Source organism: Streptomyces sp. NRRL S-340 (genome assembly GCF_000720185.1).
GTDB lineage: Bacteria > Actinomycetota > Actinomycetes > Streptomycetales > Streptomycetaceae > Streptomyces.
In genome coordinates, this window is the sequence record NZ_JOIY01000006.1 from 96,291 (window position 1) to 121,234 (window position 24,944).

The following is a 24,944-nucleotide window of genomic DNA, read 5'->3' on the forward strand; positions in this document are numbered from 1 at the left end:
CCGGGTGCGTGTGTCCCGGTCCGCCCGGGGGCCGCGCTGCTCCACGAAGCCCGGGGGGAGTCCGGGGCCGAGGCCGGGGCCGTCCGGGCCGAAAGCGGGGGCCGGGGGACGGCGGCCCCGGGGACGGGAAGGGGGACGGGGGAAAACCCCGGGGGCCAGCCCCTCCCGGCACCGGACGCCCGTTCGATACCCCTGCGTTGTCCACAGGTCCGACCGCCCCCGTCCCGGCGTCGTACGCTGAAGGAACCCCCGGCCCGCACCCCGAGCCGGGCCCTTCGCGTTGCCCACCTCCGGACGGAAGCCCCCTCCATGAGCCTGCACGGTCTGCTCGACGCCGTCGTCAAGGACCCCGCCCTCGCGGAAGCGATCACCGCGGCCACGGACGGCAATCGGATGCACGTCGACCTCGTCGGCCCGCCCGCCGCCCGTCCCTTCGCGATCGCGGCCCTGGCCCGCGAGGCCGCCCGTCCGGTGCTCGCGGTGACGGCGACCGGCCGCGAGGCCGAGGACCTGGCAGCGGCCCTGCGCTCGCTGCTGCCGCCGGAGGGCGTCGTGGAGTACCCCTCCTGGGAGACGCTCCCGCACGAGCGGCTCAGCCCGCGCAGCGACACCGTGGGCCGCCGCCTCGCCGTCCTGCGCCGCTTGGCCCACCCCAGGCCCGACGACCCGGAGACCGGCCCGGTCTCCGTCGTCGTCGCTCCCATCCGGTCGGTGCTCCAGCCGCAGGTCAAGGGTTTGGGCGACCTGGAGCCGGTCGCCCTGCGCACCGGGCAGACCGCCGACCTGAACGGCATCGTCGAAGCCCTGGCGGCCGCCGCCTACGCGCGCGTGGAGCTGGTGGAGAAGCGCGGCGAGTTCGCCGTGCGCGGCGGCATCCTCGACGTGTTCCCGCCCACCGAGGAACACCCCCTGCGCATCGAGTTCTGGGGCGACGACGTCGAGGAGATCCGCTACTTCAAGGTGGCCGACCAGCGCTCCCTGGAGGTCGCCGAGCACGGCCTGTGGGCCCCGCCCTGCCGCGAGCTGCTGCTCACCGAGGACGTCCGCACGCGCGCTCGTGCCCTGGCCGAGCAGCACCCGGAGCTGGGCGAACTGCTGGGCAAGATCGCCGAGGGCATCGCGGTGGAGGGCATGGAGTCCCTGGCGCCGGTCCTCGTCGACGACATGGAGCTGCTCCTGGACGTGCTGCCCAAGGGCGCGATGGCCGTGGTGTGCGACCCGGAGCGGGTGCGCACGCGCGCGTCCGACCTGGTGGCCACCTCCCAGGAGTTCCTGCAGGCGTCCTGGGCCGCGACCGCGGGCGGCGGCGAGGCGCCCATCGACGTCGACGCGGCCTCCCTGTGGTCGATCGCGGACGTCCGGGAGCGGGCCCGCGAGCGGGACATGATGTGGTGGTCGGTGTCGCCGTTCGCCGCCGACGAGGCGGCCGAGGACACCGACACCCTCAAGCTGGGCATGCACGCCCCCGAGACGTACCGCGGCGACACCGCCAAGGCGCTCGCCGACACCAAGGGCTGGCTCGCCGACGGCTGGCGCACGGTCTACGTCACCGAGGGCCACGGCCCGGCCGCCCGCACCGTCGAGGTGCTGGGCGGCGAGGGCATCGCGGCCCGCCTGGACGCGGACCTCGGCGAGGTCTCCCCGTCGGTGGTGCACGTGGCGTGCGGCTGCATCGACAACGGCTTCGTCGACGCGGCCCTGAAGCTGGCGGTGCTCACCGAGACCGACCTGTCCGGCCAGCGCACCGCGAGCCGGGACGGCGCCCGCATGCCGGCCCGCCGCCGCAAGACCATCGACCCGCTCACCCTGGAGGCGGGCGACTACATCGTGCACGAGCAGCACGGTGTGGGCCGCTACATCGAGATGGTGCAGCGCACGGTGCAGGGCGCGACCCGCGAGTACCTGGTGGTGGAGTACGCCCCGGCCAAGCGCGGCCAGCCCGGCGACCGCCTGTACATCCCCACCGACCAGCTGGAGCAGATCACCAAGTACGTCGGCGGCGAGGCGCCCACCCTGCACCGCCTCGGCGGCGCCGACTGGACCAAGACCAAGGCGCGCGCGAAGAAGGCGGTCAAGGAGATCGCCGCCGACCTGATCAAGCTGTACTCGGCGCGGATGGCGGCCCCCGGGCACTCCTTCGGCGCCGACACGCCCTGGCAGCGCGAACTGGAGGACGCGTTCCCCTACGCGGAGACCCCGGACCAGCTGACCACGATCGCCGAGGTCAAGGAGGACATGGAGAAGACGGTCCCGATGGACCGTCTGATCTGCGGCGACGTGGGGTACGGCAAGACGGAGATCGCGGTGCGCGCCGCCTTCAAGGCCGTCCAGGACGGCAAGCAGGTCGCGGTCCTGGTTCCGACGACGCTGCTGGTGCAGCAGCACTTCGGCACGTTCTCCGAGCGCTACGCCCAGTTCCCGGTGAACGTGAAGGCGCTCTCCCGCTTCCAGACCGACACCGAGGCGAAGGCCGTCCTCGAAGGGCTGCGCGAGGGCTCGGTGGACGTCGTCATCGGCACCCACCGGCTGTTCTCCTCCGAGACGAAGTTCAAGGACCTGGGCCTGGTCATCGTCGACGAGGAGCAGCGCTTCGGCGTCGAGCACAAGGAGCAGCTGAAGAAGCTGCGCGCCAACGTCGACGTGCTGACGATGTCCGCGACCCCGATCCCGCGCACCCTGGAGATGGCCGTCACGGGCATCCGCGAGATGTCCACGATCACCACCCCGCCCGAGGAGCGCCACCCGGTGCTCACCTTCGTCGGGCCGTACGAGGAGAAGCAGATCGGCGCGGCGGTCCGCCGTGAGCTGCTGCGCGAGGGCCAGGTCTTCTACATCCACAACCGCGTGGAGTCCATCGACCGGGCGGCGGCGCGGCTGCGCGAGATCGTCCCCGAGGCGCGCATCGCCACCGCCCACGGCCAGATGTCCGAACAGGCCCTGGAACAGGTCGTCGTGGACTTCTGGGAGAAGAAGTTCGACGTGCTGGTCTCCACGACGATCGTCGAGTCCGGCATCGACATCTCCAACGCCAACACCCTCATCGTGGAGCGCGGCGACAACTTCGGCCTCTCCCAGCTGCACCAGCTGCGCGGCCGGGTCGGCCGGGGCCGCGAGCGCGGCTACGCCTACTTCCTGTACCCGCCGGAGAAGCCGCTCACGGAGACGGCCCACGAGCGCCTGGCCACCATCGCCCAGCACACCGAGATGGGCGCGGGCATGTACGTGGCGATGAAGGACCTGGAGATCCGCGGCGCCGGAAACCTGCTGGGCGGCGAGCAGTCCGGCCACATCGCGGGCGTCGGCTTCGACCTGTACGTCCGCATGGTCGGCGAGGCGGTCGCGGACTACCGGCGGCAACTGGAGACCGGCGGGGCCGAGGAGGAGCCGCCGCTGGAGGTCAAGATCGAACTGCCCGTCGACGCGCACGTCCCGCACGACTACGCGCCCGGCGAGCGGCTGCGCCTCCAGGCGTACCGCTCCATCGCCTCCGCCAACAGCGAGGAGGACATCAAGGCGGTCCGCGAGGAACTGACCGACCGTTACGGCAAGTTGCCCGAGCCGGTGGAGAACCTGCTGCTGGTGGCCGGGCTGCGCATGCTCGCCCGCGCCTGCGGGGTCGGTGAGATCGTGCTCCAGGGCACCAGCATCCGCTTCGCCCCGGTGGAGCTGCGCGAGTCCCAGGAGCTGCGCCTCAAGCGTCTCTACCCGGGCTCGCTGCTCAAGCCGGCCACCCACCAGGTGCTCGTCCCCCGGCCGAAGACCGCGAAGGTCGGCGGCAAGCCGCTGGTCGGCCGTGAACTGCTGGGCTGGGTGGGCGAGTTCCTGGCGTCGGTGCTCGGGTCGTAACACTCGATACGCCCTTTTCGCTCCTTTTGCCTCTGTGCGCCCCCAAGTGGGGCGCGCACCTTCCTGGTTACCGTGGGCACAGGTAAGACAGGCCCGCACGCACCAGGTGCGGCCACGCACGGCAAGGCAAGGGGAGGGCTCATGGGCGTGGAGAGGTACCGGGAATCCGGGGAGCGGGGGCCGGGGCGCGCGGTGCGGCGTCCGCTCGTGCGCGGTGGTGCGGCGGTGTGCGTCATAGCGGCCCTCACCCTCGTCGCGGGATGCAAGGGCGACGACGTCCACGGCGCCGGGCCCGCCACGCGCAGCGGCGCACCGGCCCCGTCCTCCGACGGACACTCCGTCAGTCCGCTGGCCAACCCGGACGGGACGAAGCCGGGCCTGGCGCCGCTGACCGGCGAGTCGGACCGGGCGGCGGCCCGCAAGCTCATAGGCACGGTGGCGACGAAGGGCCGCGGCCCCAAGACGGGGTACAAGCGGGACCAGTTCGGCTACGCCTGGATGGACTCCGTGAACGGCGTGCCCTTCGCGCACAACGGCTGCGACACCCGCGACGACGTGCTCAAGCGCGACGGACAGGACGTCAGCTTCCGCAAGGGGTCCAACTGCGTGCTCGTGGCGATGACCCTGCACGACCCGTACACGGGCAAGACGATCCAGTGGACCAAGGCGCACGCGGCCACCGTGCAGATCGACCACGTGATGCCGCTGTCCTACGACTGGCAGATGGGCGCCGCGCACTGGCCCAAGGAGAAGCGCGAGCAGATCGCCAACGACCCCCTCAACCTGCTGCCGGTCGACGGCCCCGCCAACTCCTCCAAGAGCGATTCGGGACCGGCGACCTGGCTGCCGCCGAACAAGGGCATCCGGTGCGCGTACAGCGTGCGGTTCGCCCAGGTCTCGCTCAAGTACAAGCTGCCGGTGACGGCGGCGGACAAGCAGGCGATGCTGAGGCAGTGCGGCGGCTGACCCGCCGGCCCGGCTCAGCGCCCCTGGCGCTTGAGAGCGCCGAGGAAGGCGCCGAAGGCGGGGGCGGGGAAGGTGAGGACGGCCCGGGCGGGGGCTTTGGAGTCGCGGACGGCGGTGTGGGTGAGGAGCGTGGCGACCTCCACGCACTCGTTGCCGTCACCCTCGCCCGAGTAGGACGACTTCCGCCAGTGGCCGGGGCTGGTTCCGGCGGGCCTCACGGCAAGTCCTGCGCTTTCAAGGTGGCGAGGAAGGCGCCGAAGGCGGGGGCGGGGAAGGTGAGGGTGGCCCGGGCGGGGGCTTTGGAGTCGCGGACGGCGGTGTGGGTGGGGAGCGTGGCGACCTCGACGCAGGCATTGCCGTCGCCCTCGCCGGAGTATGACGACTTTCGCCAGTTGTCGTGAGTGACCATGGGTGCCTCAGAGCTCCTTCGTCAGCCCGTGGATGAAGTCGCGGGATCGCTCCGGTTCGAGTGATACCTCCCTCACTTTACGGAAACGCGTTCGATAGGCGTCCAGTTGGGCCTCGGAGTCGATGAAGACCGAGCCGTGGGGCGCGTCGCGTACCACCGTGTCCAGCTTGGGCACAGGGCCCCCGGCGTACGTCATGGTGCTCGAGGCCCTGGAGAAGCCGTCCAGATCGAAAGGGATGACCCGCAGGGTGACGTGGTCCGCTTGGGAGAGATCGAGGAGCCGGTTGAGTTGGGCCTTCGAAGTGGCACGGTCTCTCACCCTGATGCGCAGCGCGGCCTCATGGACAATCACCTCGTAGGGTGTGGTGATCGCCTGGCGTGCCATGCGGTAACGGACACGCAGCTCCAGTTCCTCGGGCGTGAGTTCCGGCACCCGGGAGGAGAAGACGGCGCGTGCGTAGTCCTCTGTCTGCAAGAGGCCAGGCACGAACAGGACGGACACCTCGCGCAGAAACGTGCTGTGGTGATCCAGCTCGGAGAGGTCCAGGAACGCCGTGGGCAGCAGTCCCCGGTACTCCTCCCACCAGCCACGCGTCCGGTCCGTGGCCATCGCCACCAGCGCGTCGATGAACTCGGTGTCCGTGCACGCGTAGTGGGACGCCATGCGGCGGATCCGCTGCTCGCTCACGCCCGCGAGCGCGGACTCGATGTGAGTGATCTGGGCGGGGGCCACCCCGAGCAGGGCGGCCGCTTGGCGGGCGTTGAGACCTGCCGCTTCGCGGAGCCTGCGCAGTTCGGTGCCCAGCCGCAACTGACGTGCTGTCGGCTCGCGCCTCTTCACCATGGACCGGCCCCTTCAACGTGCCTCACGGCGTGCCTCGTTCGGGGGTCAGATTACGCGACCCGCTTGCAGCGTCCCTAGATTTAGACCTACCGTCGGTGACGTGACGCGCACCCTGCGAAACCCCGGGGAACCGGAAGCGCACCGCTCCGTCCTGCCATGACGGCTGCGGCAATGCCACCGCCCGGACACCGCAGCGGAATCCAGGAACCGCACCCCTCACTCGACGGACGGAGTCGCCCCATGCCCGAAAACAGCCATGCCCCCGCCGATCCCTGGGAGTACTGCCTCTACCTCCCCAACGACCTCCGTGCCGTCACCGTCAGCCGCCGCACCCTCCGCCTCATCCTCACCATGCACGGCCTGATCCGGCTGGTGGACGTGGCCGAGCTGCTCGCGACCGAGCTGGTCTCCAACGCCGTACGGCACACGAAGGGGCCGGCCGCCCTGCGGGTGCGCTGGGCGGCGGGCGTGCTGCGGATCGGTGCCTGGGACGCGGACCCCGCCCCGCCGGAGCCGCCGGTGCCGCTGGAGAAGGTCGCCGAGTCGGAGGAGGGGCGCGGGCTGGCGCTGGTCAAGGCCTGCGCGGACCTGTGGGGGTGGCAGCCGCTGGCCAGGGAGGGCAACCGCGGCAAGGTCGTCTGGTGCGAACTGAACGCGGCCTAACGCCCGTACGGATACCCGTACGGCCCCGGCGCCGCGGCCCGCGGGGGCCCGTACGCGGGCGGAGCCCCTTGCGGGGACCGCTTGTCGAACAGGGCGAACAGCAGCACCAGCGCGGCCACCAGCATGCAGCCGATGATGACGAAGCCGAACAGCAGGTCGTCCTGCCCCTCGTCGGGCATGAGGGCGATCCAGGTCACCGTCACGCACTCGTAGAGCAGGAACGAGGCGAAGGCCCCCCAGTCCGAGCCCCGCCCCCGGCGGATCGCCACGTACAGGAAGGGCACCCACATGAGCATGCCCAGCGAGCCCCAGGCGAGGACCACCCAGGCGATCCGCTGGAACCAGCCGGCTTCGAGGTGTTTCTCCACGTCGATCTCATCCCCCCACGGTCCGCTCCGGTCGGGCGCGGACACAGCAGGGGGCAAGATTAAGCCACGGGGCGACGGGCGCGGGGCCCGTCGGTCCCGGCGGTCAGGAAGCCGTCCTCAGGGACGCGACGATCCGCCGCGCCAGCTTCTTCGCCGTGGCCGCCCCGTTGTCGTTGCCGTCGGTGGAGAGCACGGTGACGAGGTTGGTGCCCTGCCGGGCGGCGATCAGGGTGGTGCCGTTCTCCCAGGCGCTGTCGGTCAGTGTGATCGTGTAGGCCCCGTCACCGAGTCCCGTCGTGGTGCTGCCCGCGGCCTTCACCGTGCTGTGGGTGCCGGAGTCGGTGAAGGAGGTGCAGGAGGCGGCGGTCTTCCGGACGGCCTCCAGCACGCTCGCGGCGGTGGTGCCCCGGTAGGCGTCGATCTCCTGGGAGATCTCCTGGGACGTGTCCTTGTCGACGTAGTCGCCCTGCGCGAACGACACCCCGGTGACACCGGTGACATCGATCCAGCCCGTGCCGTCCAGGTGCGCGCAGTCGGGCTTCGCCGGGCTCTTGGTGGCCGGCGGCGTGAACGTGTCTCCGGTGTCCCGCGTGCTCGACGGGTCGGAGCTGAAACCGGACGGGAAGAAGGACGCCGGGGCGAGGGCCTTCTTCAGCTGCGTGCCGGTGAGCAGTCCGGCGTCGGGGTCCTTGGCCGAGGACGCCGGAGAGGCGGCCGACGTGTCCTGGGAGGACGACGTGGCCCTGGTGTCCCCGGAGGAGCCGCAGGCGGCCAGGACCAGGGGGAGCGCGGCCACCGTCAGAACGCGGGCGGCGCGGGAGGGGAGGTGCATCAAAGTCCTTCGGAACGAGCCATGGGGGTGGCCACCGGACCTTATGACGCCCCCCGGGCCAAGAGATCATGGACAGGTCAGAAGCGGGCCAACACTCGGTCAAGACCGGCGAGTCGGCTGGAGGCCTCCGCCGCCGCACCGGAAACGCGGCTGATTTTGCCGTCACTTGGGGAAAACGTGTGACACCGTAGGGGAACTGTTTCCCGTTCGCACGAGCGGCGTCGGCTACCGTGCGATCCGCTTCAGGCGCGGGAACGCGGCGGCGCGCCGACCGTGCGCGCCACGCCGGGGGGACCTGAAGACACTTCCAGCGGACGTACGTCGTGTGACCACCGCCGTACGCGCTCCAGCACACGTGCGCCTGCAGTGCACGCGCACGCACCGAAACGTAGGGGTGGGGATGGCCGAACACCGGCAGTCCAAGAAGCGCAGGTACATCACCTGGGCGGTGGCAGGGGCCGCGGTCGTCGCGGGCGGCGGGATCGCCGCGCAGACCTCGATGGCCGCCACCTCCTGGCCCGCGCAGAAGACCTTCACCGGCCGTGCCTTCGACACCTGCACCGCGCCCTCGCTCAGCGCCATGAAGGCATGGCGCGCCGACGGCTACTACGGCGGCGCCGCCGTCTACATCGGCGGCCGCAACCGCGGCTGCGCCCAGCCCAACCTCACCGCCTCCTGGGTGAAGTCGGTCAGCTCCCTCGGCTGGAAACTCATCCCGCTCTACGTCGGCGCCCAGCCGCCCTGCCAGAAGAGTTCCAGCCCGGAGAAGCTCACCGCCGCGACCGCCGCGTCCCTGGGCAGCAGCGACGCCAAGGACGCCGTGGCCAAGGCGTCCGCGCTCGGCATGAAGGCCGGCAGCCCCGTCTACCTCGACATGGAGCCGTACGCCGTCACGGACAAGGCGTGCAACGACGCCGTACTGGCCTACGTCCGCGCCTTCGACAAGCAACTGCGCGCCAAGACCTACCGCGCGGGCTTCTACGGCTTCACCAGCTCCAGCGCCAAGGCCGTCGCCACCGCGGGCAACAGGACCGACCTGCCCGGCAACCTCTGGTACGCGCTGTGGGACAAGAAGGACACCACCACCACGGACTGGCCCTTCGGCCGGACCCAGTACACCGACCACAGCCGCGCCCACCAGTACCAGGTGAACAGCAAGGAGACGCGCCGCGGCTACACCCTCACCGTCGACCGTGACGCGTGGGACGCCCCGGTGGCGATCACCGGCTGACCCCGGCGGGGCGGCGAGCGGCGGTCCCGGACGCCGCGGAGGATGACGCGGCGGTGCCCGAAGTCGCGGCGAATCGTTGGTCCAATGGCTTGGCCGGAGCACGGCCGCTGCCTACCATCGATCACCGCAAGACTTTGTGCACCGTCGCACAATCTCCAACGGGAGGTTCACTTGCACCGCCGCCGTCGCACCGCGCTCGTCCTGTCCGCCGCGATCGTCGCAGCGGCCCCCGTCCTCACCGCCTGCGGAAGCGATGCGCACCCCGGCGCCGCGGCCGTCGTGGGCGGGGAGCGCATCACCGTCGCGCAAGTACAGAGCCGGGTCGACGAGGTGCGCCGGGCGCAGCGGGCGGCGGTGGCCGACGAGACGCAGTACCAGCAGGTCGTCGCCCGGACCGGCACGCTGAACCGGGACACCCTGCACCAGATGGTGCTCGACCGGGTCCTGGACCGGGCGGCCGGGGACGCGGGCGTCACCGTCACCCGCCGCGAGGTGCAGACGGCACGCTCCGGTCTCGAACAGCGGGCGGGCGGCGCGAAGGCGCTGGAGACGGGCTGGCTCCAGCAGTACGGGGTGGCGCCGCAGCGCCTGGACGACAGCCTCCGTCTGCAGATCGAGGCGCAGAAGCTCGCGGCGAAGCTGAACACGGACACCAGCAGGCCGGCCTTCTGGAACGCCCTCTCCGCCGCCTCCGGCGCGCTCCACGTCGACCTGAACCCGCGTTACGGGAGCTGGGACGTGCAGAAGGGCGGGGTCGCGGCGAAGACGCCGTGGCTGCGGGAGGTCTCGGCGGCCGCCACCCAGCAGACGGCCTGACACCCGGCGCCTGACACCCGGCGCCTGACACCCGGCGGCCTGACGCCCCGCAGCCGGGGCGGCCCGTGGGGAGGCCCGGCCGGGGCGGACCGGTCCTCGTCGGGCCCGGCGGGCGCGGGTGCACGGTGACGCAGGCCGGGGGTCTCCCCGGCCTGTGGACAACTCCTCGGCGTGTCCGTGGCGTGCGTTACGTTCGAAGGGTGAACACGACCTCCGCCCGCACCGCCGAGACGGCCCCCGCCGGCCGCATCGTCCTGCTCACCACCAGCCACCGGGTCGCCCCCGGCCTGCTGTCCTGGCCCGCCTGGCAGGCGCTTCGCTCGGCCGACCGGGTGCTGTGCGCGGACGGGGCGCATCCGCAGCTGCCGTACCTGCGCGAGGCGGGCGTCACCGTGGCCGAGGCGTCCCCGACCGCGGAGGACCTCGTCGCTGCCTGCGCCGGCGGCCGCACGGTCGTGGTCGTGGCCACGGGTGAGGGCGAACCGGTCCTCACCGACGGCCTCGCCCGGCTCGCCGGCTCCGGCCGCCTCGCCATGCCGGAGCTGGAGCTGCTCCCCGCCTCCTACGACCTGCCCGGCGCCCGCCTGCTCGACCTGGTGCAGGTCATGGACCGCATCCGCGCCGAATGCCCCTGGTCGTCCCGGCAGACCCACCAGGGCCTGGCGAAGTACGGCATCGAGGAGGCGTACGAGCTGGTCGAGGCCATCGAGGACGGCGACCGGCACGAGCTGCGCGAGGAACTGGGGGACGTCCTGCTCCAGGTCGTCTTCCACTCCCGCATCGCCGAGGAGGACCCCGAGGAGCCCTTCTCGATCGACGACGTCGCGGGCGGCATCGTCGCCAAGCTGATCCACCGCCATCCGCACGTCTTCGGTGAGGAGAGCGCCGAGACCCCCGAGGACGTCAAGGAGCACTGGCTGCGCACCAAGGCGGAGGAGAAGCGGCGCGCCTCCGTCACGGACGGCGTCCCCGTCCACCAGCCCGGCCTGGCCCTCGCGGCGAAACTCGCCTCGCGCGCACGCACGGCGGGCCTCCAGGTGCCTCTGCCCCGGGGCGAGGGCATCGGCTACGAACTCCTGGCCCTGGCCGCCCGCGCCGAGACCGAGGGGGTCGACCCGGAGGCGGCACTGCGGGCGGCGGCCCGCGCCTACAGGGACGCGATCAGGAAGACGGAGGGCGCCTGAGAGCGCCGGGAAAGGGAGGCGGGTTCCCGAGGCGTCCGCCCGCCCCGCCCCGCCGCCTCCCACCCCGGCGACTACTGTCGCCCCATGCACGACCAGCCGGACACCCCCACCTCCGTCCCCGCCCCGCCCCCGCTCTTCACCTGGGAATTCGCCAGCGACCCCTACCCCGCGTACGCCTGGCTGCGCGAGCACGCCCCCGTGCACCGGACGCGGCTGCCCAGTGGTGTGGAGGCCTGGCTGGTCACCCGGTACGCCGACGCCCGGCAGGCCCTCGCCGACCCCCGGCTGTCCAAGAACCCCGCCCACCACGACGAGCCCGCGCACGCCCGGGGCAGGACCGGCATCCCCGGCGAGCGCAAGGCCGACCTGATGACGCACCTGCTGAACATCGACCCGCCGGACCACACCCGGCTGCGCCGGCTGGTCAGCAAGGCGTTCACGCCCCGCCGGGTCGCCGAGTTCGCGCCGCGCGTGCAGGAACTGGCCGACGGCCTCATCGCCTCCTTCGCCGCGCGCGGCACCGCCGACCTCATCCACGAGTTCGCCTTCCCGCTGCCCATCTACGCCATCTGCGACCTGCTCGGCGTCCCCCGCGAGGACCAGGACGACTTCCGGGACTGGGCGGGCATGATGATCCGGCACGGCAAGGGCCCCCGGGGCGGTGTGGCCCGTTCGGTGAAGAAGATGCGCGGCTACCTGGCCGAGCTGATCCACCGCAAGCGCGAGGCGCTGCCCGCCGAACCCACCCCGGGCGAGGACCTCATCTCCGGTCTCATCCGCGCCTTTGACCACGGCGAGCACCTCACCGAGAACGAGGCCGCCGCGATGGCCTTCATCCTCCTGTTCGCCGGCTTCGAGACGACCGTCAACCTCATCGGCAACGGCATGTACGCCCTGCTCACCCACCCGGGCGAGCGGGAACGGCTGCAGCGTTCCCTCGCCGGCGGCGAGCGGGGACTGCTGGAGACCGGGGTGGAGGAACTGCTGCGCTTCGACGGGCCGGTGGAGCTGGCGACCTGGCGGTTCGCCACCCGGCCGCTCACCCTGGGCGGGCAGGACATCGCCGCCGGCGACCCGGTCCTGGTCGTCCTCGCCGCCGCCGACCGCGATCCGGAGCGGTTCGCCCACCCCGACACCCTCGACCTCGGCCGCCGCGACAACCAGCACCTGGGGTACGGGCACGGCATCCACTACTGCCTGGGCGCCCCGCTCGCGCGCCTGGAGGGACAGACCGCGCTGGCCACCCTGCTCACCAGGCTGCCCGACCTGCGGCTCGACGCCGACCCGGCGGACCTGCGCTGGCGCGGCGGCCTCATCATGCGGGGGCTGCGGACCCTGCCCGTGCGCTTCGGGGCCGTACACCCCGGCACTGACGGCCACGAAGGTGACACGCGCTCAACTATGTGATCGTCACGTGATCTGTGCGGCATTAACTTGTGACAAGTGATCGTCACCGGCTACTTTCACCCATCAGTGTGACGCCGGGGCCTCCCAGCCTCCCGCCACGCCGGTCACTGCTGTCGTGCGAAAGGTCTCCGCATGCTCTCCGGGAACGGTCGTCACCGTCGCCCCCGTCAGGCTCCGGCCCTCATCGTCGCCGCCGGAGTGACCGGATCGGCCATCGCCATCCCCCTGGTCGCCGCCTCCGGCGCGAGCGCGGCCGACGGCACCACCTGGGACAAGGTGGCACAGTGCGAGACCGGCGGCTCCTGGAGCGCCGACAACGGCAACGGCTACTACGGCGGCCTGCTGCTGACCCAGGACGACTGGGAGAAGTACGGCGGTCTCTCCTACGCGGCCAGCGCCGACCAGGCCAGCCGCTCCCAGCAGATAGCCGTGGCCGAGAAGATCCTCGCCGACCGCGGACCCGGTGCCTGGCACACCTGCGGGCTGCTCTCCGGGCTCACCAGGAGTTCCGGCGCGGCGGACGTCGACACGGGCGTGGGCGGTGACTCGTCGTCCTCGAAGTCCGGTTCGGACGGGACCCCGGGCTCCTCGGGCTCGACCGGGTCCTCGGGCACCTCGGGCTCTTCCGGTTCCTCCGGGTCCTCGCATTCCTCCGGATCGGCCGGTTCCGCCGACGGCGCCGACGACTCCGAGGGGCGGAGCGGGACGGGCGGTTCGGGACCGTCCGGCGTGAACGACCCCGGTCTGCCCGACGACACGCAGAGCGCTACGGGCGACTCGTCCGGTTCGTCCGGCTCTTCGGCGGACACCCCCGAGGGGCCCGGCTCCGCCCACGGGAGCGGCACACCGGGCGACTCCTCCACGAAGCCCTCCACTTCCCCCTCTTCGCCCACGAAGACGGGCAACCCGCCCAAGTCCGGCACCTCCCACGGCCCGGGCGCGTCCGACGCCACCCCGTGGGCGGACGGCGCCGGCGGCGGGGACGGCTCCGGCCACCCGGACAACTACGGGCAGAGCGTCGGCTCTTCGGCCCTCGTCGACACCGGTGCGCTCGGCGGCGGCCGCCACCGCGGCGGCAGCGCCGACGAAGGCGCCACCGAGGGCCGTACGGGCGCGACGGGCGGCCGGCACGCCTCGCGTGAGGGCGGCGCCGCCCACACCTCGTCCGCCGCCTCCTACACCGTCCGTACCGGCGACTCCCTCACGTCCATCGCCGACTCCCTTGACGTCCACGGCGGATGGCACGCGCTGTACGACGCGAACAAGGGCTCCATCGGCGCCGACCCCGACCACATCGTCGCCGGTCAGAGCCTGGATGTCCCCGCTGAAAACGCCCAAAAGTAGGCGGAGTTCACGTCACACTTCGCGCCGAATGTCCCATTCGGTGAAAGTGTGGGATGAGTCTCAGAAGCCCTGATCGTCTTTGAAATCCAGCGGATCACCTGTCTACGGTCATGACCGCTCGCCACCGCGAGCCCCGGCTGCCGCAACGCCGAATCCTGCCAGCGGCCGCACGGGAACAGTCGTCGCTTCGAGCGCCGAAGGCAGGAGCGGGGGACCCAAGGTAAGTGCCGCGCCGGTCGGTTGACCGGAGCGGCTGGGGGTGAAGCCGTGCCTCCCCAAAGGCACGGCCGGGCAACTCAACCGGCCCGAACCCGACAGCTCACCTCGCAGGCGTCGGTGAGGGGATCCTTCCATGCTGTTTTCCGGCAAGGGCAAGCATCGTCGTCCGTCCAAGGCCACCCGCGCCATCGCACTCGCCGGTGTCGCCGGTGTCGCCGTCGCCGGCCCGCTGATGGCGGCCGGCAACGCCTCCGCCGCCACCACCTCCGAGTGGGACGCGGTCGCCCAGTGCGAGTCCGGTGGCAACTGGTCCATCAACACCGGCAACGGCTTCTACGGCGGCCTGCAGTTCACCAACTCCACCTGGGCCGCGTACGGCGGCACCGCCTACGCCTCGCGCGCCGACCTGGCGAGCAAGTCGCAGCAGATAGCCGTCGCCGAGAAGGTGCTCGCGGGTCAGGGCAAGGGTGCCTGGCCGGTCTGCGGCAAGGGCCTGTCCGGCGCGTCCTCCAGCGGCGGCAGCAGCTCCTCGTCGTCGTCCTCCTCTTCTTCTTCCTCTTCCTCTTCCTCCTCCTCGTCGTCCTCGTCGAGCAGCAGCTCCAGCAGCTCCAAGAGCAGCACCTCGACCCGTTCGACCGAGCAGCGGGCCGCCGACCGCTCCGCGACGCGTCCGGCCCCGAAGAAGACCGTCACCACCCCGACCGGCAAGAAGGTCAAGAAGGGCGACGGCGAGTACAAGGTGGCCGCCGGCGACACCCTCAGCTCCATCGCCACCGAGCACGGCGTGCGGGGCGGCTGGGAGAAGCTGTTCCAGCTGAACAAGGACATCGTCGACGACGCCGACCTCATCTACCCGGGCCAGCAGCTCCACCTGAAGTGACAGCGGCCCGCTAGCAGGACCCCAGGCCCTCCCCAGGCGCGGCCTCCACGATGGAGGCCGCGTGGGGCCGCCCCCGTCCCCACGGGCTCCCCGCCCCGGTGCGTGTTCCCCCGTACGCACCGGGGCGGGGCTTTTTCACTTCCCGTTCGCGTCCCCGCCTCCCCGCCCTTTGTTCCGTGCTGAAACAATGTGTACCGTCACCCTGTCCACGGGACGGTCGGTCGGTCGGTCGGCGGCCCGGGACGGTTAGGCTCTAGTCGCAAGGCACAGCCGCAAGGCAGACCGCCCCGCACTTTCAGCGTCACATCCACGAAGGAGATGCTCGTGCCGTCCATCGACGTCGTCGTAGCCCGGGAAATCCTGGACTCCCGAGGCAACCCCACGGTCGAGGTCGAGGTCGGCCTCGACGACGGCAGCACGGGTCGTGCCGCCGTTCCGTCCGGCGCCTCCACCGGCGCCTTCGAGGCCATCGAGCTGCGCGACGGCGACCCGAACCGCTACCAGGGCAAGGGTGTCGAGAAGGCCGTCCTGGCCGTCATCGAGCAGATCGGCCCGGAGCTGGTCGGCTACGACGCCACGGAGCAGCGCCTGATCGACCAGGCCATGTTCGACCTGGACGCCACCGACAACAAGGGCTCGCTCGGCGCCAACGCCATCCTCGGCGTCTCCCTCGCCGTCGCCCACGCCGCCTCCGAGGCCAGCGACCTCCCGCTCTTCCGCTACCTGGGCGGCCCGAACGCGCACCTGCTGCCGGTGCCGATGATGAACATCCTGAACGGCGGCTCGCACGCCGACTCCAACGTGGACATCCAGGAGTTCATGATCGCCCCGATCGGCGCGGAGTCCTTCTCCGAGGCCCTGCGCTGGGGCGCCGAGGTCTACCACACCCTCAAGAAGGTCCTGAAGGGCAAGGGTCTGGCCACCGGCCTCGGCGACGAGGGCGGCTTCGCCCCGAACCTCGGCTCCAACCGCGAGGCCCTCGACCTCATCCTCGAAGCGATCAAGGAAGCCGGCTACGCGCCCGGCGAGCAGATCGCCCTCGCGCTCGACGTCGCCGCCTCCGAGTTCTACAAGGACGGCAAGTACCTCTTCGAGGGCAAGGAGCGCTCCGCCGCCGAGATGACGGAGTACTACGAGGAGCTGGTCGCGGCCTACCCGCTGGTCTCCATCGAGGACCCGCTGTTCGAGGACGACTGGGCCGGCTGGAAGATCATCACCGACAAGCTCGGCGAGAAGGTCCAGCTCGTCGGTGACGACCTGTTCGTCACCAACCCCGAGCGCCTGGCCCGCGGCATCGAGGAGGGCGCCGCCAACGCCCTGCTGGTGAAGGTGAACCAGATCGGTTCGCTCACCGAGACGCTGGACGCCGTCGAGCTGGCCCAGCGCAGCGGCTTCAAGTGCATGATGTCGCACCGCTCCGGCGAGACCGAGGACGTCACCATCGCCGACCTCGCCGTCGCCACCAACTGCGGCCAGATCAAGACCGGCGCCCCGGCCCGCTCCGAGCGCGTCGCCAAGTACAACCAGCTGCTGCGCATCGAGGAGATCCTCGACGACGCCGCGGTCTACGCCGGCCGCAGCGCCTTCCCGCGCTTCAAGGGCTGAGCAGCGGCTCAAGGGCCGAACAGCCGCTTCGCGGGCTGAACCGCACCACGGCCGAGCCGGGCCGCGAAGAGTGAGGCTCAGCCAGTCGCCCGTACGTCCCCGTACCCGGTCCCGTACCGTGTCCGGGGACGTACGCGCGTGTGCGGCGCGTACGAGACGACCGACGGGAGGCGGGACGATGGCCGTGAAGGACCGGGACCGGTTCTCCACCGCGACCAGGCTCAGGCTGCTCGGCGAGCAGACCGCGGCCCGTGTCTACCGCTCCCAGACCCGGCGCCAGGCCCGCCGCTCCCGGCTCACCGGGCGCGCCGCGCTGCTCGCGCTCGTCGTGTGCTCGATGGTGGTCGCCCTCGCCTACCCGATGCGGCAGTACGTCGCCCAGCGCGCCGACATCGCCGACCTCAAGCGGCAGAAGGCGCAGGCGCAGCAGCGGGTCGAGCAGTTGCGCGACCTGAAGGCGCGCTGGCAGGACGACGCCTACGCCCAGCAGCAGATCCGGCGCAGGCTGCACTACGTGCTGCCCGGCGAGACCGGTTACACCGTGGTCGACCCGGGGCCGGTCAAGCAGTCCCGCGCCGAGCAGGGGACGGCCCGCCGCCCCTGGTACACCAATGTCTGGTACGGCGTCGACAAGTCCGACGCCGCCCGCCAGTGAACCGACAGAGAGACATCCCGACAGGCATGGAAACGCCCCCGCCGCCCACCCCGCGCACCGCACCGACCGACGCGGACGTGGAGGCCTTCAAGCAGCAGCTCGGCCGCCCGCCGCGCGGGCTGCGCGCGATCGCGCACCGCTGCCCGTGCGGGCAGCCGGACGTCGTGGAGACGGCCCCGCGGCTGCCCGACGGCACGCCCTTCCCGACGCTGTACTACCTGACGTGCCCGCGGGCGTCCTCCGCGATCGGCACGCTGGAGGCCGACGGCGTGATGAAGGAGATGACCGAGCGGCTGGCCACCGACCCGGAACTGGCGGCGGCCTACCGGGCCGCGCACGAGGACTACATCCGGCGCCGGGACGAGATCGAGGAACTGACGGGTTTTCCGAGCGCGGGCGGCATGCCGGACCGGGTCAAGTGCCTGCACGTCCTGGTGGCGCACTCGCTGGCCGCCGGCCCGGGGGTGAACCCGCTGGGCGACGAGGCCATCGCGATGCTGCCCGAGTGGTGGCGCAAGGGACCGTGCGTGACGGTGTCCGAGGACCACGAGGAGGGTGACCGGTGACGCGGGTCGCGGCCATCGACTGCGGTACGAACTCCATCCGTCTGCTCGTCGCGGACGCGAATCCGGAAACGGGCGAACTGGTCGACCTGGACCGGCGCATGACGATCGTGCGGCTCGGCCAGGGCGTCGACCGCACCGGCCGGCTCGCGCCCGACGCGCTGGAGCGCACGTTCGCGGCCTGTCGCGAGTACGCGCAGGTCATCAAGGAGTACGGCGCCGAGCGGCTGCGCTTCGTGGCGACCTCCGCCTCCCGGGACGCGGAGAACCGGGACGAGTTCGTGCGCGGCGTGGTGGACATCCTCGGGGTCGAGCCGGAGGTGATCTCGGGCGACCAGGAGGCCGAGTTCTCCTTCACGGGTGCGACGAAGGAACTGACGGGGCGTGACGACCTCGCCAAGCCGTTCCTGGTGGTGGACATCGGCGGCGGCTCCACGGAGTTCGTCGTGGGCGACGAGCACGTGCGGGCGGCGCGCTCGGTGGACGTGGGCTGCGTCCGGATGACCGAGCGTCACCTGGTCCGCGAGGGCGCGGTGAGCGACCCGCCCACCGAGGAGCAGATCGCGGCGATAAGGGCCGACGTCGAGGCGGCCCTCGACCTCGCCGAGGAGACGGTGCCGCTGCGCGAGGCGCACACGCTGGTGGGTCTGGCCGGGTCGGTGACGACCGTGTCGGCCATCGCGCAGGAACTGCCCGAGTACGACTCGACGCGCATCCACCACTCCCGCGTCTCCCGTGACCGGGTCCGTGAGATCACCACGTCCCTGCTGCACTCCACGCACGCCGAGCGCGCGACGATCCCGTCGATGCACCCCGGCCGGGTCGACGTCATCGGCGCGGGCGCCCTGGTGCTGCTCGCCGTGATGGAACGCGTCGGAGCACAGGAGGTCGTGGTCAGCGAGCACGACATCCTGGACGGGATCGCCTGGTCGGTGGCGTAGCCGGCCGGCGGGGCGAGCCCTCGCGCGGCCGGTGGCGAAGCCCCTCACCACCCCCTGCCCGCACCCCCTTCGCCCGCCTGTCGGCGGCTCCGGCCGAGCAGGCCGGACGGCGTACGAGCGGCGGGGAAGGGCCCGGCGGCCCCTGCGGTGACACCTTGTCGGAAAACTTCGTGAAGTTCTTCACAAGGAATTGCCCCGCGCACCCTCACCGGAGGGGTGCGGGCGGTCCCCAGGGGGGCTCAGCGGGGAGGTGAGGGTGCTCAGGGGAGCACCCCGGGGGAGCGGTGGGCGGTCGGCGGGAGGTCGCTTCGCCGGGCCGCCGACGGGCCGGAGCGGCAGCTCACGCGCCCTTGACAACGGTTCGAACCGGATCCTGGTTCCCTCGCGCCGCCATGATCTAGGTCACGCGGGCCGCGCAGTTTAGCACAGGCACTTGCGAACCTTGTGAAGGGGCGCACGAGGTACCCCCCGCCGACGGGTGGATACTCGATGCCATGAGCACCACGGAGCGTCCCAGGATCCTCGTAGTAGGCGGTGGGTACGTAGGCCTGTACGCAGCTCGGCGCATTCTCAAGAAGATGCGCTACGGAGAGGCGACCGTCACGGTCGTCGACCCCCGGTCGTACATGACCTACCAGCCCTTCCTCCCCGAAGCCGCCGCCGGCAGCATCTCCCCGCGTCACGTCGTCGTCCCGCTGCGACGCGTGCTCCCCAAGGCGGAGGTCCTCACCGGCCGGGTCACCACCATCGACCAGGACCGCAAGGTCGCCACGATCGCCCCGCTGGTCGGCGAGGCGTACGAGCTGCCCTTCGACTACCTGGTCATCGCCATGGGCGCGGTCTCCCGCACCTTCCCGATCCCCGGCCTCGCCGAGCAGGGCATCGGCATGAAGGGCATCGAGGAGTCCATCGGCCTGCGCAACCACGTCCTCGAGCAGCTCGACAAGGCCGACTCGACCACCGACGAGGAGATCCGCCGCAAGGCGCTCACCTTCGTCTTCGTCGGCGGTGGCTTCGCCGGCGCGGAGACCATCGGTGAGGTCGAGGACATGGCCCGGGACGCGGCCAAGTACTACAACAACGTGTCCCGCGAGGACATGCGCTTCATCCTGGTCGACGCCGCGGACAAGATCCTCCCCGAGGTCGGCCCCAAGCTCGGCCAGTACGGCAAGGAGCACCTGGAGAGCCGCGGTGTGGAGATCTACCTCTCCACGTCCATGGACTCCTGCGTCGACGGCCACGTCGTGCTGAAGAACGGCCTGGAGGTCGACTCCAACACCATCGTGTGGACGGCCGGCGTCAAGCCCAACCCGGTGCTCTCCCGCTTCGGCCTGCCCCTCGGCCCGCGCGGTCACGTCGACTGCGCGCCGACCCTCCAGGTGCAGGGCACCGACTACATCTGGGCCGCGGGCGACAACGCCCAGGTCCCGGACCTCGTCGGCCGCAAGGCGGGCAACGAGAACGCCTGGTGCCCGCCGAACGCCCAGCACGCGCTGCGCCAGGCCAGGGTCCTCGGCGACAACGTGGTCTCCGGCATGCGGGGCTTCCCGCAGAAGGAGTACAGCCACGCGAACAAGGGCGCGGTCGCGGGTCTCGGCCTGCACAAGGGCGTCGCGATGATCGTCATGGGCAAGATGAAGATCAAGCTCAAGGGCCGTCTCGCCTGGTACATGCACCGCGGCTACCACGGCATGGCCATGCCGACCTGGAACCGCAAGATCCGTGTCTTCGCGGACTGGACCCTCGGCATGTTCCTCAAGCGCGAGGTCGTCTCACTGGGCGCCATGGAGAACCCCCGCGAGGAGTTCTACGAGGCCGCCAAGCCCGCCCCGGTCGCCGCCGCGCCGAAGACCGAGGAGAAGGCCAAGGCGTCCTGACGCCGGGCCGACGCAGTCCCCTGAGCCGTCCTCTGCGAGTCACCCGTCCGGGGTGCCGAGTCCCACCTCGTACCCCCGGGTCCCGCTCCTGAGCCGCGCTCCCCGAAGGGGCCGCCCGCCATCCGTGGTGCGGGCGGCCCCTTCGGCGTTCCCGGACGCGCGCGGCCCGGACGCATGCGCCGGGCGCCGTGCGGGGGAAGCCCTGCCCGGGGTGCCGCGCGCGGGCGCCGCGCTCCGGATGCCGGACTCGGCACACCGAAATACGTGGCTGCTGCATCTGCTTTGCCCAGTCGTAACCCGCTTGCGGGACTGCGCGGTGGCCCTCGTGGTGTTTACGTGGTGGATGACATCCGGCGTTCGCCGTCACGGAGGTGTGCACCATGCCCGACGCCGCGCTGCGGCTCACGAGACTGCTCGAACAGGTGCTGGGAACACCGCTCCCGGTGCGCATCCGCGCCTGGGACGGTACGGAGGCGGGACCGCCCGCAGCGCCCGTCCTCGTCGTACGCAACCGCCGCGCGCTGCGCCGGTTGCTCTTCAAGCCCGGGGAGTTGGGCCTGGCCCGCGCCTGGGTCTCCGGCGACCTGACCGTGGAGGGAGACCTCTACACCGCCCTCGGCCTGCTCTCCGGTCTGATCTGGGAGCGCGGTGAGGACGCCCGCGGTCTCACCCAGGCGCTGCGCGACCCGTCGGTGCGCTCCGCGGCGGCGGGCCTGGTGAAGATGGCCGGCCTCCCGCTGCCGCCCGCCCCGCCTCCCGAGGAGGTCCGCCGCCCCGGCCACCTGCACACCAGGCGCAGCGACAAGCAGGCCATCAGCCACCACTACGACGTCGGCAACGACTTCTACGAGATCGTCCTCGGCCCGTCCATGGTGTACTCCTGTGCCTACTGGCCGGCCCCCGAGCCCGGCGCCACCCTGGAGGAGGCGCAGCGCGACAAGCTCGAACTCGTCAGCCGCAAGCTGGACCTGAAGCCCGGTCAGCGCCTGCTGGACGTGGGCTGCGGCTGGGGCTCCATGGCCATCCACGCGGCCCGCGAGCACGGCGTGAGCGTCGTCGGCGTCACCCTCTCCCAGGAGCAGGCGGCGTACGCGAGGAAGCGGGTGGCCGACGAAGGCCTGACCGACCGGGTGGAGATCCGCGTCCAGGACTACCGGGACGTGTCCGACGGGCCGTACGACGCCATCTCCTCCATCGGGATGGCCGAGCACGTCGGCGCCGCCCGCTACCTGGAGTACACCACCGACCTGTACGCCCTCCTCAAACCCGGCGGGCGGCTCCTGAACCACCAGATCGGCCGCCGTCCCCAGCGCGACGAGTCGGCCTACCGGGTGGACGAGTTCATCGACGCCTACGTCTTCCCGGACGGCGAACTCGCCCCGATCGGCACCACGGTCACCCAGCTGGAGCGCGCCGGGTTCGAGGTGCGCGACGTGGAGGCGATCCGCGAGCACTACGCGCTCACCCTGCGCCGCTGGGTCGCCAACCTGGAGGCGGACTGGGACCGCGCCGTACGGCTCACCAGCCCCGGCCGCGCCCGTGTCTGGCGGCTGTACATGGCGGCCTCCGCGCTCGCCTTCGAACGCAACCGCATCGGCGTCAACCAGGTGCTCGTGGTGAAGACCCCCGAATCCGGTGACTCGGGGATGCCGCTGCGGGCCCGCACGTGGGGGGCGCCGGACGCGCCGTAGCCCCCGCGACACGCCGAGGGGCCCGTTCCACCCGGAACGGGCCCCTCGGTGTCTGTGCGCGCCGGATCACTCCGACTTGATGGCCTGCAGCATGTTCAGACGGGCCGCGCGGCGGGCCGGCCACAGGGCCGCGAGGACGCCGACCGCCGCCGCCAGCAGCAGGAAGACGGCCATCCGCCCCCAGGGCAGGATCAGTTCGTACGTCGCCATCTTGCTGCCGATCAGCTCACCGGCCGCCCAGCCGAAGAAGACGCCCAGGCCGATCCCGAGGACCCCGCCGAACAGGGCGATCACCAGGGACTCCAGGCGGACCATCCGCTTGATGCCCCTGCGGTCCAGGCCGATCGCGCGGAGCATCCCGATCTCCTGCGAGCGTTCGAAGACCGACATCGCCAGGGTGTTGATGACGCCGAGGACCGCCACGATCACCGCCATCGCGAGCAGGCCGTAGAGCATGTTCAGCATCAGTGTGAAGGCCTTGGCGATGCCGTTGGAGATGTCCTTCTTGCTCTGGACCTGGATCGCCGGGTTGGAACCGAGCGCCTTGACCAGCTTGTCCTTGGCGGCGTCGGAGGTGCCGTCGGCGGTCTTGACCATGACCTGCATGTCGGTCGCGTCGCTCTGGTGCGGGGCGAGCACGGCGTTGTCGAGCATGATGCCCTGGATCATGTCGTTGCCCTCGTAGACCCCGGCGACCGTGAGCTTCTGCTGCTTGCCGTCCTCGTAGTGGACGGTGAAGCCGGAGCCCGCCGTCCAGTGGTGGTCCTTCGCGGTCTTGTCGTCGACCACGACCCGGCTGCCGCCGACCGTGAAGGAACCGTCCCGCACCTTCAGCTCCGTCAGCTTGCCGATGGCGGCGCCGTTGACGCCGGTCAGGTACTCGGTCTCGCCGCCGATGCGGGAGGGCGCGTTGCGCAGCGGGCTGGTGGCGGTGACGCCGGCCGTGCCGCTCAGCTTCTTGTCGACGTCCGGGGAGAGGCCGTTGCCGTTGGCCATCGACACCACGTAGTCGGCGCGGATCGCGGACGACGCCATCTTGTCGATCGCGTGCTGGAGACTGCCCGCCATCACCGTCATGCCGGTGATCAGGGTCAGCCCGATCATCAGCGCGGACGCGGTGGCCGCCGTGCGGCGCGGGTTGCGCACCGAGTTCTGCCGGGCCAGCTTGCCGGAGACCCCGAACAGGCGCAGCACGGGCGCCGCGGCGGCGATCAGCGGACGGGACAGCAGCGGGGTCAGGATGAACACGCCGATGATCAGCAGCACGGCGCCGAGCCCCATGGGGGCCTGGGCCGAGTCGGAGTCCATCGTGGTCGCCGCGAGGACCACCGCGACGCCGGCCGCGGTGAACAGGGCACCGAGGGTGTTGCGCAGCACCAGCGACTTGGTGGTGGCCTGGGCGTGCAGGCTGCTCATCGCCGCCACCGGCGGGATCTTCGCGGCGCGGCGGCCGGGCAGCCAGGCGGCCAGCATGGTCACGAGGATGCCGACGGCGAGGGCCGCGACGACCGTGCCGGGCGTGACGACCAGCGGTCCGTCGGGCACGGTCGCGCCGAACGACCCCAGCAGCGACTTCAGCCCGGCGCCGATGCCGATACCGGCCAGCAGACCGGTCACGGCGGCCACCGCGCCCACCACGAACGCCTCGATCAGCACGGACCGGGTGACCTGGCGGCGGGAGGCGCCCACCGCGCGCATCAGCGCCAGCTCCTTGGTGCGCTGGGCGACCAGCATGGTGAAGGTGTTGGCGATGATGAAGGTGCCGACGAAGAGCGCGATACCGGCGAAGACCAGCAGGCCCTGCTTCATGCTGCTCATCGACGAGGAGATCATCTCCGCCTGGTCGTCGGCGAGCTTGCGGGCGGTGGTGGTCTCCGTCCTGCCCTTGGGCAGCGCCGCGTCCAGCTGGGCCTTCAGCGCCGTCTGGCTGACGCCCTGCTTCGCCTTCACGTCGATCTCGTCGTACGTGCCCGGCTTGCCGAACAGCTTCTGGGCGGTGGCCGTGTCGAACAGGGCGAGGCTGCCGCCCGCGGTGACGTTGCCGTCGTCGGTGGTGAAGACGCCGCTGACGGTGGGGGTCAGGACGGGGCCGTCGACGGAGATGCGCACGGTGTCGCCGACCTCGTAGCCGGCCCGGCGGGCGGTCTCGGAGTCGATGAGCACCTGGTCCTCGCCGTGCGGGGCGGTGCCGGAGGCCAGCGGGTACCGGGGGTCCTTCGCGCCCCAGTAGTTGCCCCCCTCGGACTGGAAGCCGCTGCCGATCAGCTTGCCGTCCTTGTCGGCGATGGCGGTGAAGCCCTTGACCACGCCGAGCGCCGAGGCCGCGCCGGGCACCCGGGCGCTCTTCTCCAGCACCGCCTGGGTGAGGTCGGGCGTCGTGCCGACCCGGTCGCCCCTGCTGTCCTGGTGCTTGGCCTCGACGGCCACGTCGACGTGGCCGAAGCCCTTGGCGGAGCTGTTCTGGAAGGCGTCGGAGATGGTGTTGGTGAAGACCAGGGTCCCCGACACGAAGGCGACGCCGAGCATCACGGCGAGCACGGTCATGAGGAGCCGGGCCTTGTGCGCGAGGACGTTGCGCAAGGCGGTTCGGAACATGGGTTGTC

21 protein-coding genes and 1 riboswitch are annotated in these 24,944 nt (G+C 71.5%); of the genes, 15 read left to right on the forward strand and 6 right to left on the reverse strand.

From position 1 onward, the window contains the following. Nucleotides 1-309: 309 nt before the first annotated feature. Together mfd and IG64_RS06090 are read left to right on the forward strand one after the other, a co-directional pair. A complete protein-coding gene (gene mfd, locus IG64_RS06085) occupies nt 310-3,846 on the forward strand; it encodes a transcription-repair coupling factor (protein ID WP_037852824.1) in 3,537 nt (1,178 codons plus the stop codon). A 141-nt stretch (nt 3,847-3,987) separates the two neighbouring features. Further along, the gene (locus IG64_RS06090; RefSeq protein WP_199811518.1) at nt 3,988-4,812 is read left to right on the forward strand and encodes an HNH endonuclease family protein; all 825 of its coding nucleotides are present in this window, start codon (nt 3,988-3,990) and stop codon (nt 4,810-4,812) included. Between the two features lie 14 nt (nt 4,813-4,826). Here IG64_RS06090 and IG64_RS06095 read toward each other — a convergent pair whose 3' ends face one another. Genes IG64_RS06095 through IG64_RS06105 form a run of 3 tightly spaced genes read right to left on the reverse strand, consistent with a single transcriptional unit; the run spans nt 4,827 to nt 6,065 of the window. Continuing rightward, entirely contained in the window at nt 4,827-5,030 is a 204-nt protein-coding gene (locus tag IG64_RS06095; protein WP_037852826.1) for a DUF397 domain-containing protein, read from the reverse strand. Then, nucleotides 5,027-5,221, reverse strand: coding sequence for a DUF397 domain-containing protein (locus IG64_RS06100; RefSeq protein WP_037852828.1), 195 nt, complete (start codon nt 5,219-5,221; stop codon nt 5,027-5,029). The genes IG64_RS06095 and IG64_RS06100 overlap by 4 nt, the downstream gene beginning before the upstream one ends. 7 nt (nt 5,222-5,228) lie before the next feature. Beyond that, the gene (locus IG64_RS06105) at nt 5,229-6,065 is read right to left on the reverse strand and encodes a helix-turn-helix domain-containing protein (RefSeq protein WP_037852830.1); all 837 of its coding nucleotides are present in this window, start codon (nt 6,063-6,065) and stop codon (nt 5,229-5,231) included. 240 nt (nt 6,066-6,305) lie between these two features. On the opposite strand from IG64_RS06105, the gene IG64_RS06110 reads away from it, so the two are divergent. Next, the gene (locus tag IG64_RS06110) at nt 6,306-6,728 is read left to right on the forward strand and encodes an ATP-binding protein (RefSeq protein WP_037852832.1); all 423 of its coding nucleotides are present in this window, start codon (nt 6,306-6,308) and stop codon (nt 6,726-6,728) included. On the opposite strand, the gene IG64_RS06115 is transcribed toward IG64_RS06110, so the two are convergent. Then, nucleotides 6,725-7,096 carry a hypothetical protein gene (locus IG64_RS06115; protein ID WP_037852834.1) on the reverse strand — a complete coding sequence of 124 codons (372 nt, stop codon included), beginning with the start codon at nt 7,094-7,096 and terminating at the stop codon, nt 6,725-6,727. The two genes, IG64_RS06110 and IG64_RS06115, sit on opposite strands and share 4 nt — an antisense overlap. 103 nt (nt 7,097-7,199) lie before the next feature. Continuing rightward, entirely contained in the window at nt 7,200-7,928 is a 729-nt protein-coding gene (locus IG64_RS06120) for a hypothetical protein (protein WP_037852837.1), read from the reverse strand. A gap of 400 nt (nt 7,929-8,328) precedes the next feature. On the opposite strand from IG64_RS06120, the gene IG64_RS06125 reads away from it, so the two are divergent. From IG64_RS06125 to IG64_RS06180, 12 genes are all read left to right on the forward strand, one after another. After that, on the forward strand, nt 8,329-9,159 hold the full coding sequence (locus tag IG64_RS06125; protein WP_037852839.1) for a glycoside hydrolase domain-containing protein: 831 nt from the start codon (nt 8,329-8,331) through the stop codon (nt 9,157-9,159). Between the two features lie 171 nt (nt 9,160-9,330). After that, nucleotides 9,331-9,975 (forward strand): SurA N-terminal domain-containing protein, encoded by a 645-nt coding sequence (locus tag IG64_RS06130; protein WP_037852842.1) that lies wholly within the window; start codon nt 9,331-9,333, stop codon nt 9,973-9,975. A 200-nt stretch (nt 9,976-10,175) separates the two neighbouring features. After that, the gene (locus IG64_RS06135; protein ID WP_037852844.1) at nt 10,176-11,159 is read left to right on the forward strand and encodes a nucleoside triphosphate pyrophosphohydrolase; all 984 of its coding nucleotides are present in this window, start codon (nt 10,176-10,178) and stop codon (nt 11,157-11,159) included. A gap of 84 nt (nt 11,160-11,243) precedes the next feature. Beyond that, nucleotides 11,244-12,566: a cytochrome P450 family protein gene (locus IG64_RS06140; RefSeq protein ID WP_051812421.1), complete on the forward strand. Its 1,323-nt coding sequence runs from the start codon at nt 11,244-11,246 to the stop codon at nt 12,564-12,566. A 132-nt stretch (nt 12,567-12,698) separates the two neighbouring features. After that, nucleotides 12,699-13,910, forward strand: coding sequence for a transglycosylase family protein (locus IG64_RS06145; protein WP_037852846.1), 1,212 nt, complete (start codon nt 12,699-12,701; stop codon nt 13,908-13,910). Between the two features lie 182 nt (nt 13,911-14,092). Next, nucleotides 14,093-14,258: riboswitch (cyclic di-AMP (ydaO/yuaA leader) on the forward strand. Nucleotides 14,259-14,262: 4 nt separating this feature from the next. Further along, a complete protein-coding gene (locus IG64_RS06150) occupies nt 14,263-15,009 on the forward strand; it encodes a transglycosylase family protein (RefSeq protein WP_037852848.1) in 747 nt (248 codons plus the stop codon). Nucleotides 15,010-15,327: 318 nt separating this feature from the next. Then, nucleotides 15,328-16,614, forward strand: coding sequence for a phosphopyruvate hydratase (gene eno, locus IG64_RS06155; RefSeq protein WP_037852849.1), 1,287 nt, complete (start codon nt 15,328-15,330; stop codon nt 16,612-16,614). Between the two features lie 178 nt (nt 16,615-16,792). After that, nucleotides 16,793-17,269 (forward strand): FtsB family cell division protein, encoded by a 477-nt coding sequence (locus IG64_RS06160; protein WP_037852852.1) that lies wholly within the window; start codon nt 16,793-16,795, stop codon nt 17,267-17,269. 26 nt (nt 17,270-17,295) lie between these two features. Beyond that, nucleotides 17,296-17,835: a DUF501 domain-containing protein gene (locus IG64_RS06165; RefSeq protein WP_037852853.1), complete on the forward strand. Its 540-nt coding sequence runs from the start codon at nt 17,296-17,298 to the stop codon at nt 17,833-17,835. After that, nucleotides 17,832-18,773 carry a Ppx/GppA phosphatase family protein gene (locus IG64_RS06170; RefSeq protein WP_037852854.1) on the forward strand — a complete coding sequence of 314 codons (942 nt, stop codon included), beginning with the start codon at nt 17,832-17,834 and terminating at the stop codon, nt 18,771-18,773. The genes IG64_RS06165 and IG64_RS06170 overlap by 4 nt, the downstream gene beginning before the upstream one ends. A 494-nt stretch (nt 18,774-19,267) precedes the next feature. Next, nucleotides 19,268-20,650 (forward strand): NAD(P)/FAD-dependent oxidoreductase, encoded by a 1,383-nt coding sequence (locus tag IG64_RS06175; protein WP_078883819.1) that lies wholly within the window; start codon nt 19,268-19,270, stop codon nt 20,648-20,650. A gap of 380 nt (nt 20,651-21,030) precedes the next feature. Then, nucleotides 21,031-22,341 (forward strand): SAM-dependent methyltransferase, encoded by a 1,311-nt coding sequence (locus tag IG64_RS06180; RefSeq protein WP_037852856.1) that lies wholly within the window; start codon nt 21,031-21,033, stop codon nt 22,339-22,341. 66 nt (nt 22,342-22,407) lie between these two features. Here the strand turns inward: IG64_RS06180 and IG64_RS06185 are convergent, their stop codons facing one another. Continuing rightward, nucleotides 22,408-24,936 (reverse strand): ABC transporter permease, encoded by a 2,529-nt coding sequence (locus IG64_RS06185; RefSeq protein WP_037852857.1) that lies wholly within the window; start codon nt 24,934-24,936, stop codon nt 22,408-22,410. Between the last annotated feature and the right edge of the window lie 8 nt (nt 24,937-24,944).

Excerpts from the sequence above, each read along its gene's own strand:
- IG64_RS06120 (WP_037852837.1), bottom strand. The coding sequence starts at position 7,928 with ATGCACCTCCCCTCCCGCGCCGCCCGCGTTCTGACGGTGGCCGCGCTC.
- mfd (WP_037852824.1), top strand. The coding sequence starts at position 310 with ATGAGCCTGCACGGTCTGCTCGACGCCGTCGTCAAGGACCCCGCCCTC.
- IG64_RS06105 (WP_037852830.1), bottom strand. The coding sequence starts at position 6,065 with ATGGTGAAGAGGCGCGAGCCGACAGCACGTCAGTTGCGGCTGGGCACC.
- eno (WP_037852849.1), top strand. The coding sequence starts at position 15,328 with ATGCTCGTGCCGTCCATCGACGTCGTCGTAGCCCGGGAAATCCTGGAC.
- IG64_RS06150 (WP_037852848.1), top strand. The coding sequence starts at position 14,263 with ATGCTGTTTTCCGGCAAGGGCAAGCATCGTCGTCCGTCCAAGGCCACC.
- IG64_RS06160 (WP_037852852.1), top strand. The coding sequence starts at position 16,793 with ATGGCCGTGAAGGACCGGGACCGGTTCTCCACCGCGACCAGGCTCAGG.
- IG64_RS06140 (WP_051812421.1), top strand. The coding sequence starts at position 11,244 with ATGCACGACCAGCCGGACACCCCCACCTCCGTCCCCGCCCCGCCCCCG.
- IG64_RS06100 (WP_037852828.1), bottom strand. The coding sequence starts at position 5,221 with ATGGTCACTCACGACAACTGGCGAAAGTCGTCATACTCCGGCGAGGGC.
- IG64_RS06180 (WP_037852856.1), top strand. The coding sequence starts at position 21,031 with ATGCCCGACGCCGCGCTGCGGCTCACGAGACTGCTCGAACAGGTGCTG.
- IG64_RS06185 (WP_037852857.1), bottom strand. The coding sequence starts at position 24,936 with ATGTTCCGAACCGCCTTGCGCAACGTCCTCGCGCACAAGGCCCGGCTC.
- IG64_RS06165 (WP_037852853.1), top strand. The coding sequence starts at position 17,296 with ATGGAAACGCCCCCGCCGCCCACCCCGCGCACCGCACCGACCGACGCG.
- IG64_RS06090 (WP_199811518.1), top strand. The coding sequence starts at position 3,988 with ATGGGCGTGGAGAGGTACCGGGAATCCGGGGAGCGGGGGCCGGGGCGC.
- IG64_RS06125 (WP_037852839.1), top strand. The coding sequence starts at position 8,329 with ATGGCCGAACACCGGCAGTCCAAGAAGCGCAGGTACATCACCTGGGCG.
- IG64_RS06175 (WP_078883819.1), top strand. The coding sequence starts at position 19,268 with ATGAGCACCACGGAGCGTCCCAGGATCCTCGTAGTAGGCGGTGGGTAC.
- IG64_RS06145 (WP_037852846.1), top strand. The coding sequence starts at position 12,699 with ATGCTCTCCGGGAACGGTCGTCACCGTCGCCCCCGTCAGGCTCCGGCC.
- IG64_RS06110 (WP_037852832.1), top strand. The coding sequence starts at position 6,306 with ATGCCCGAAAACAGCCATGCCCCCGCCGATCCCTGGGAGTACTGCCTC.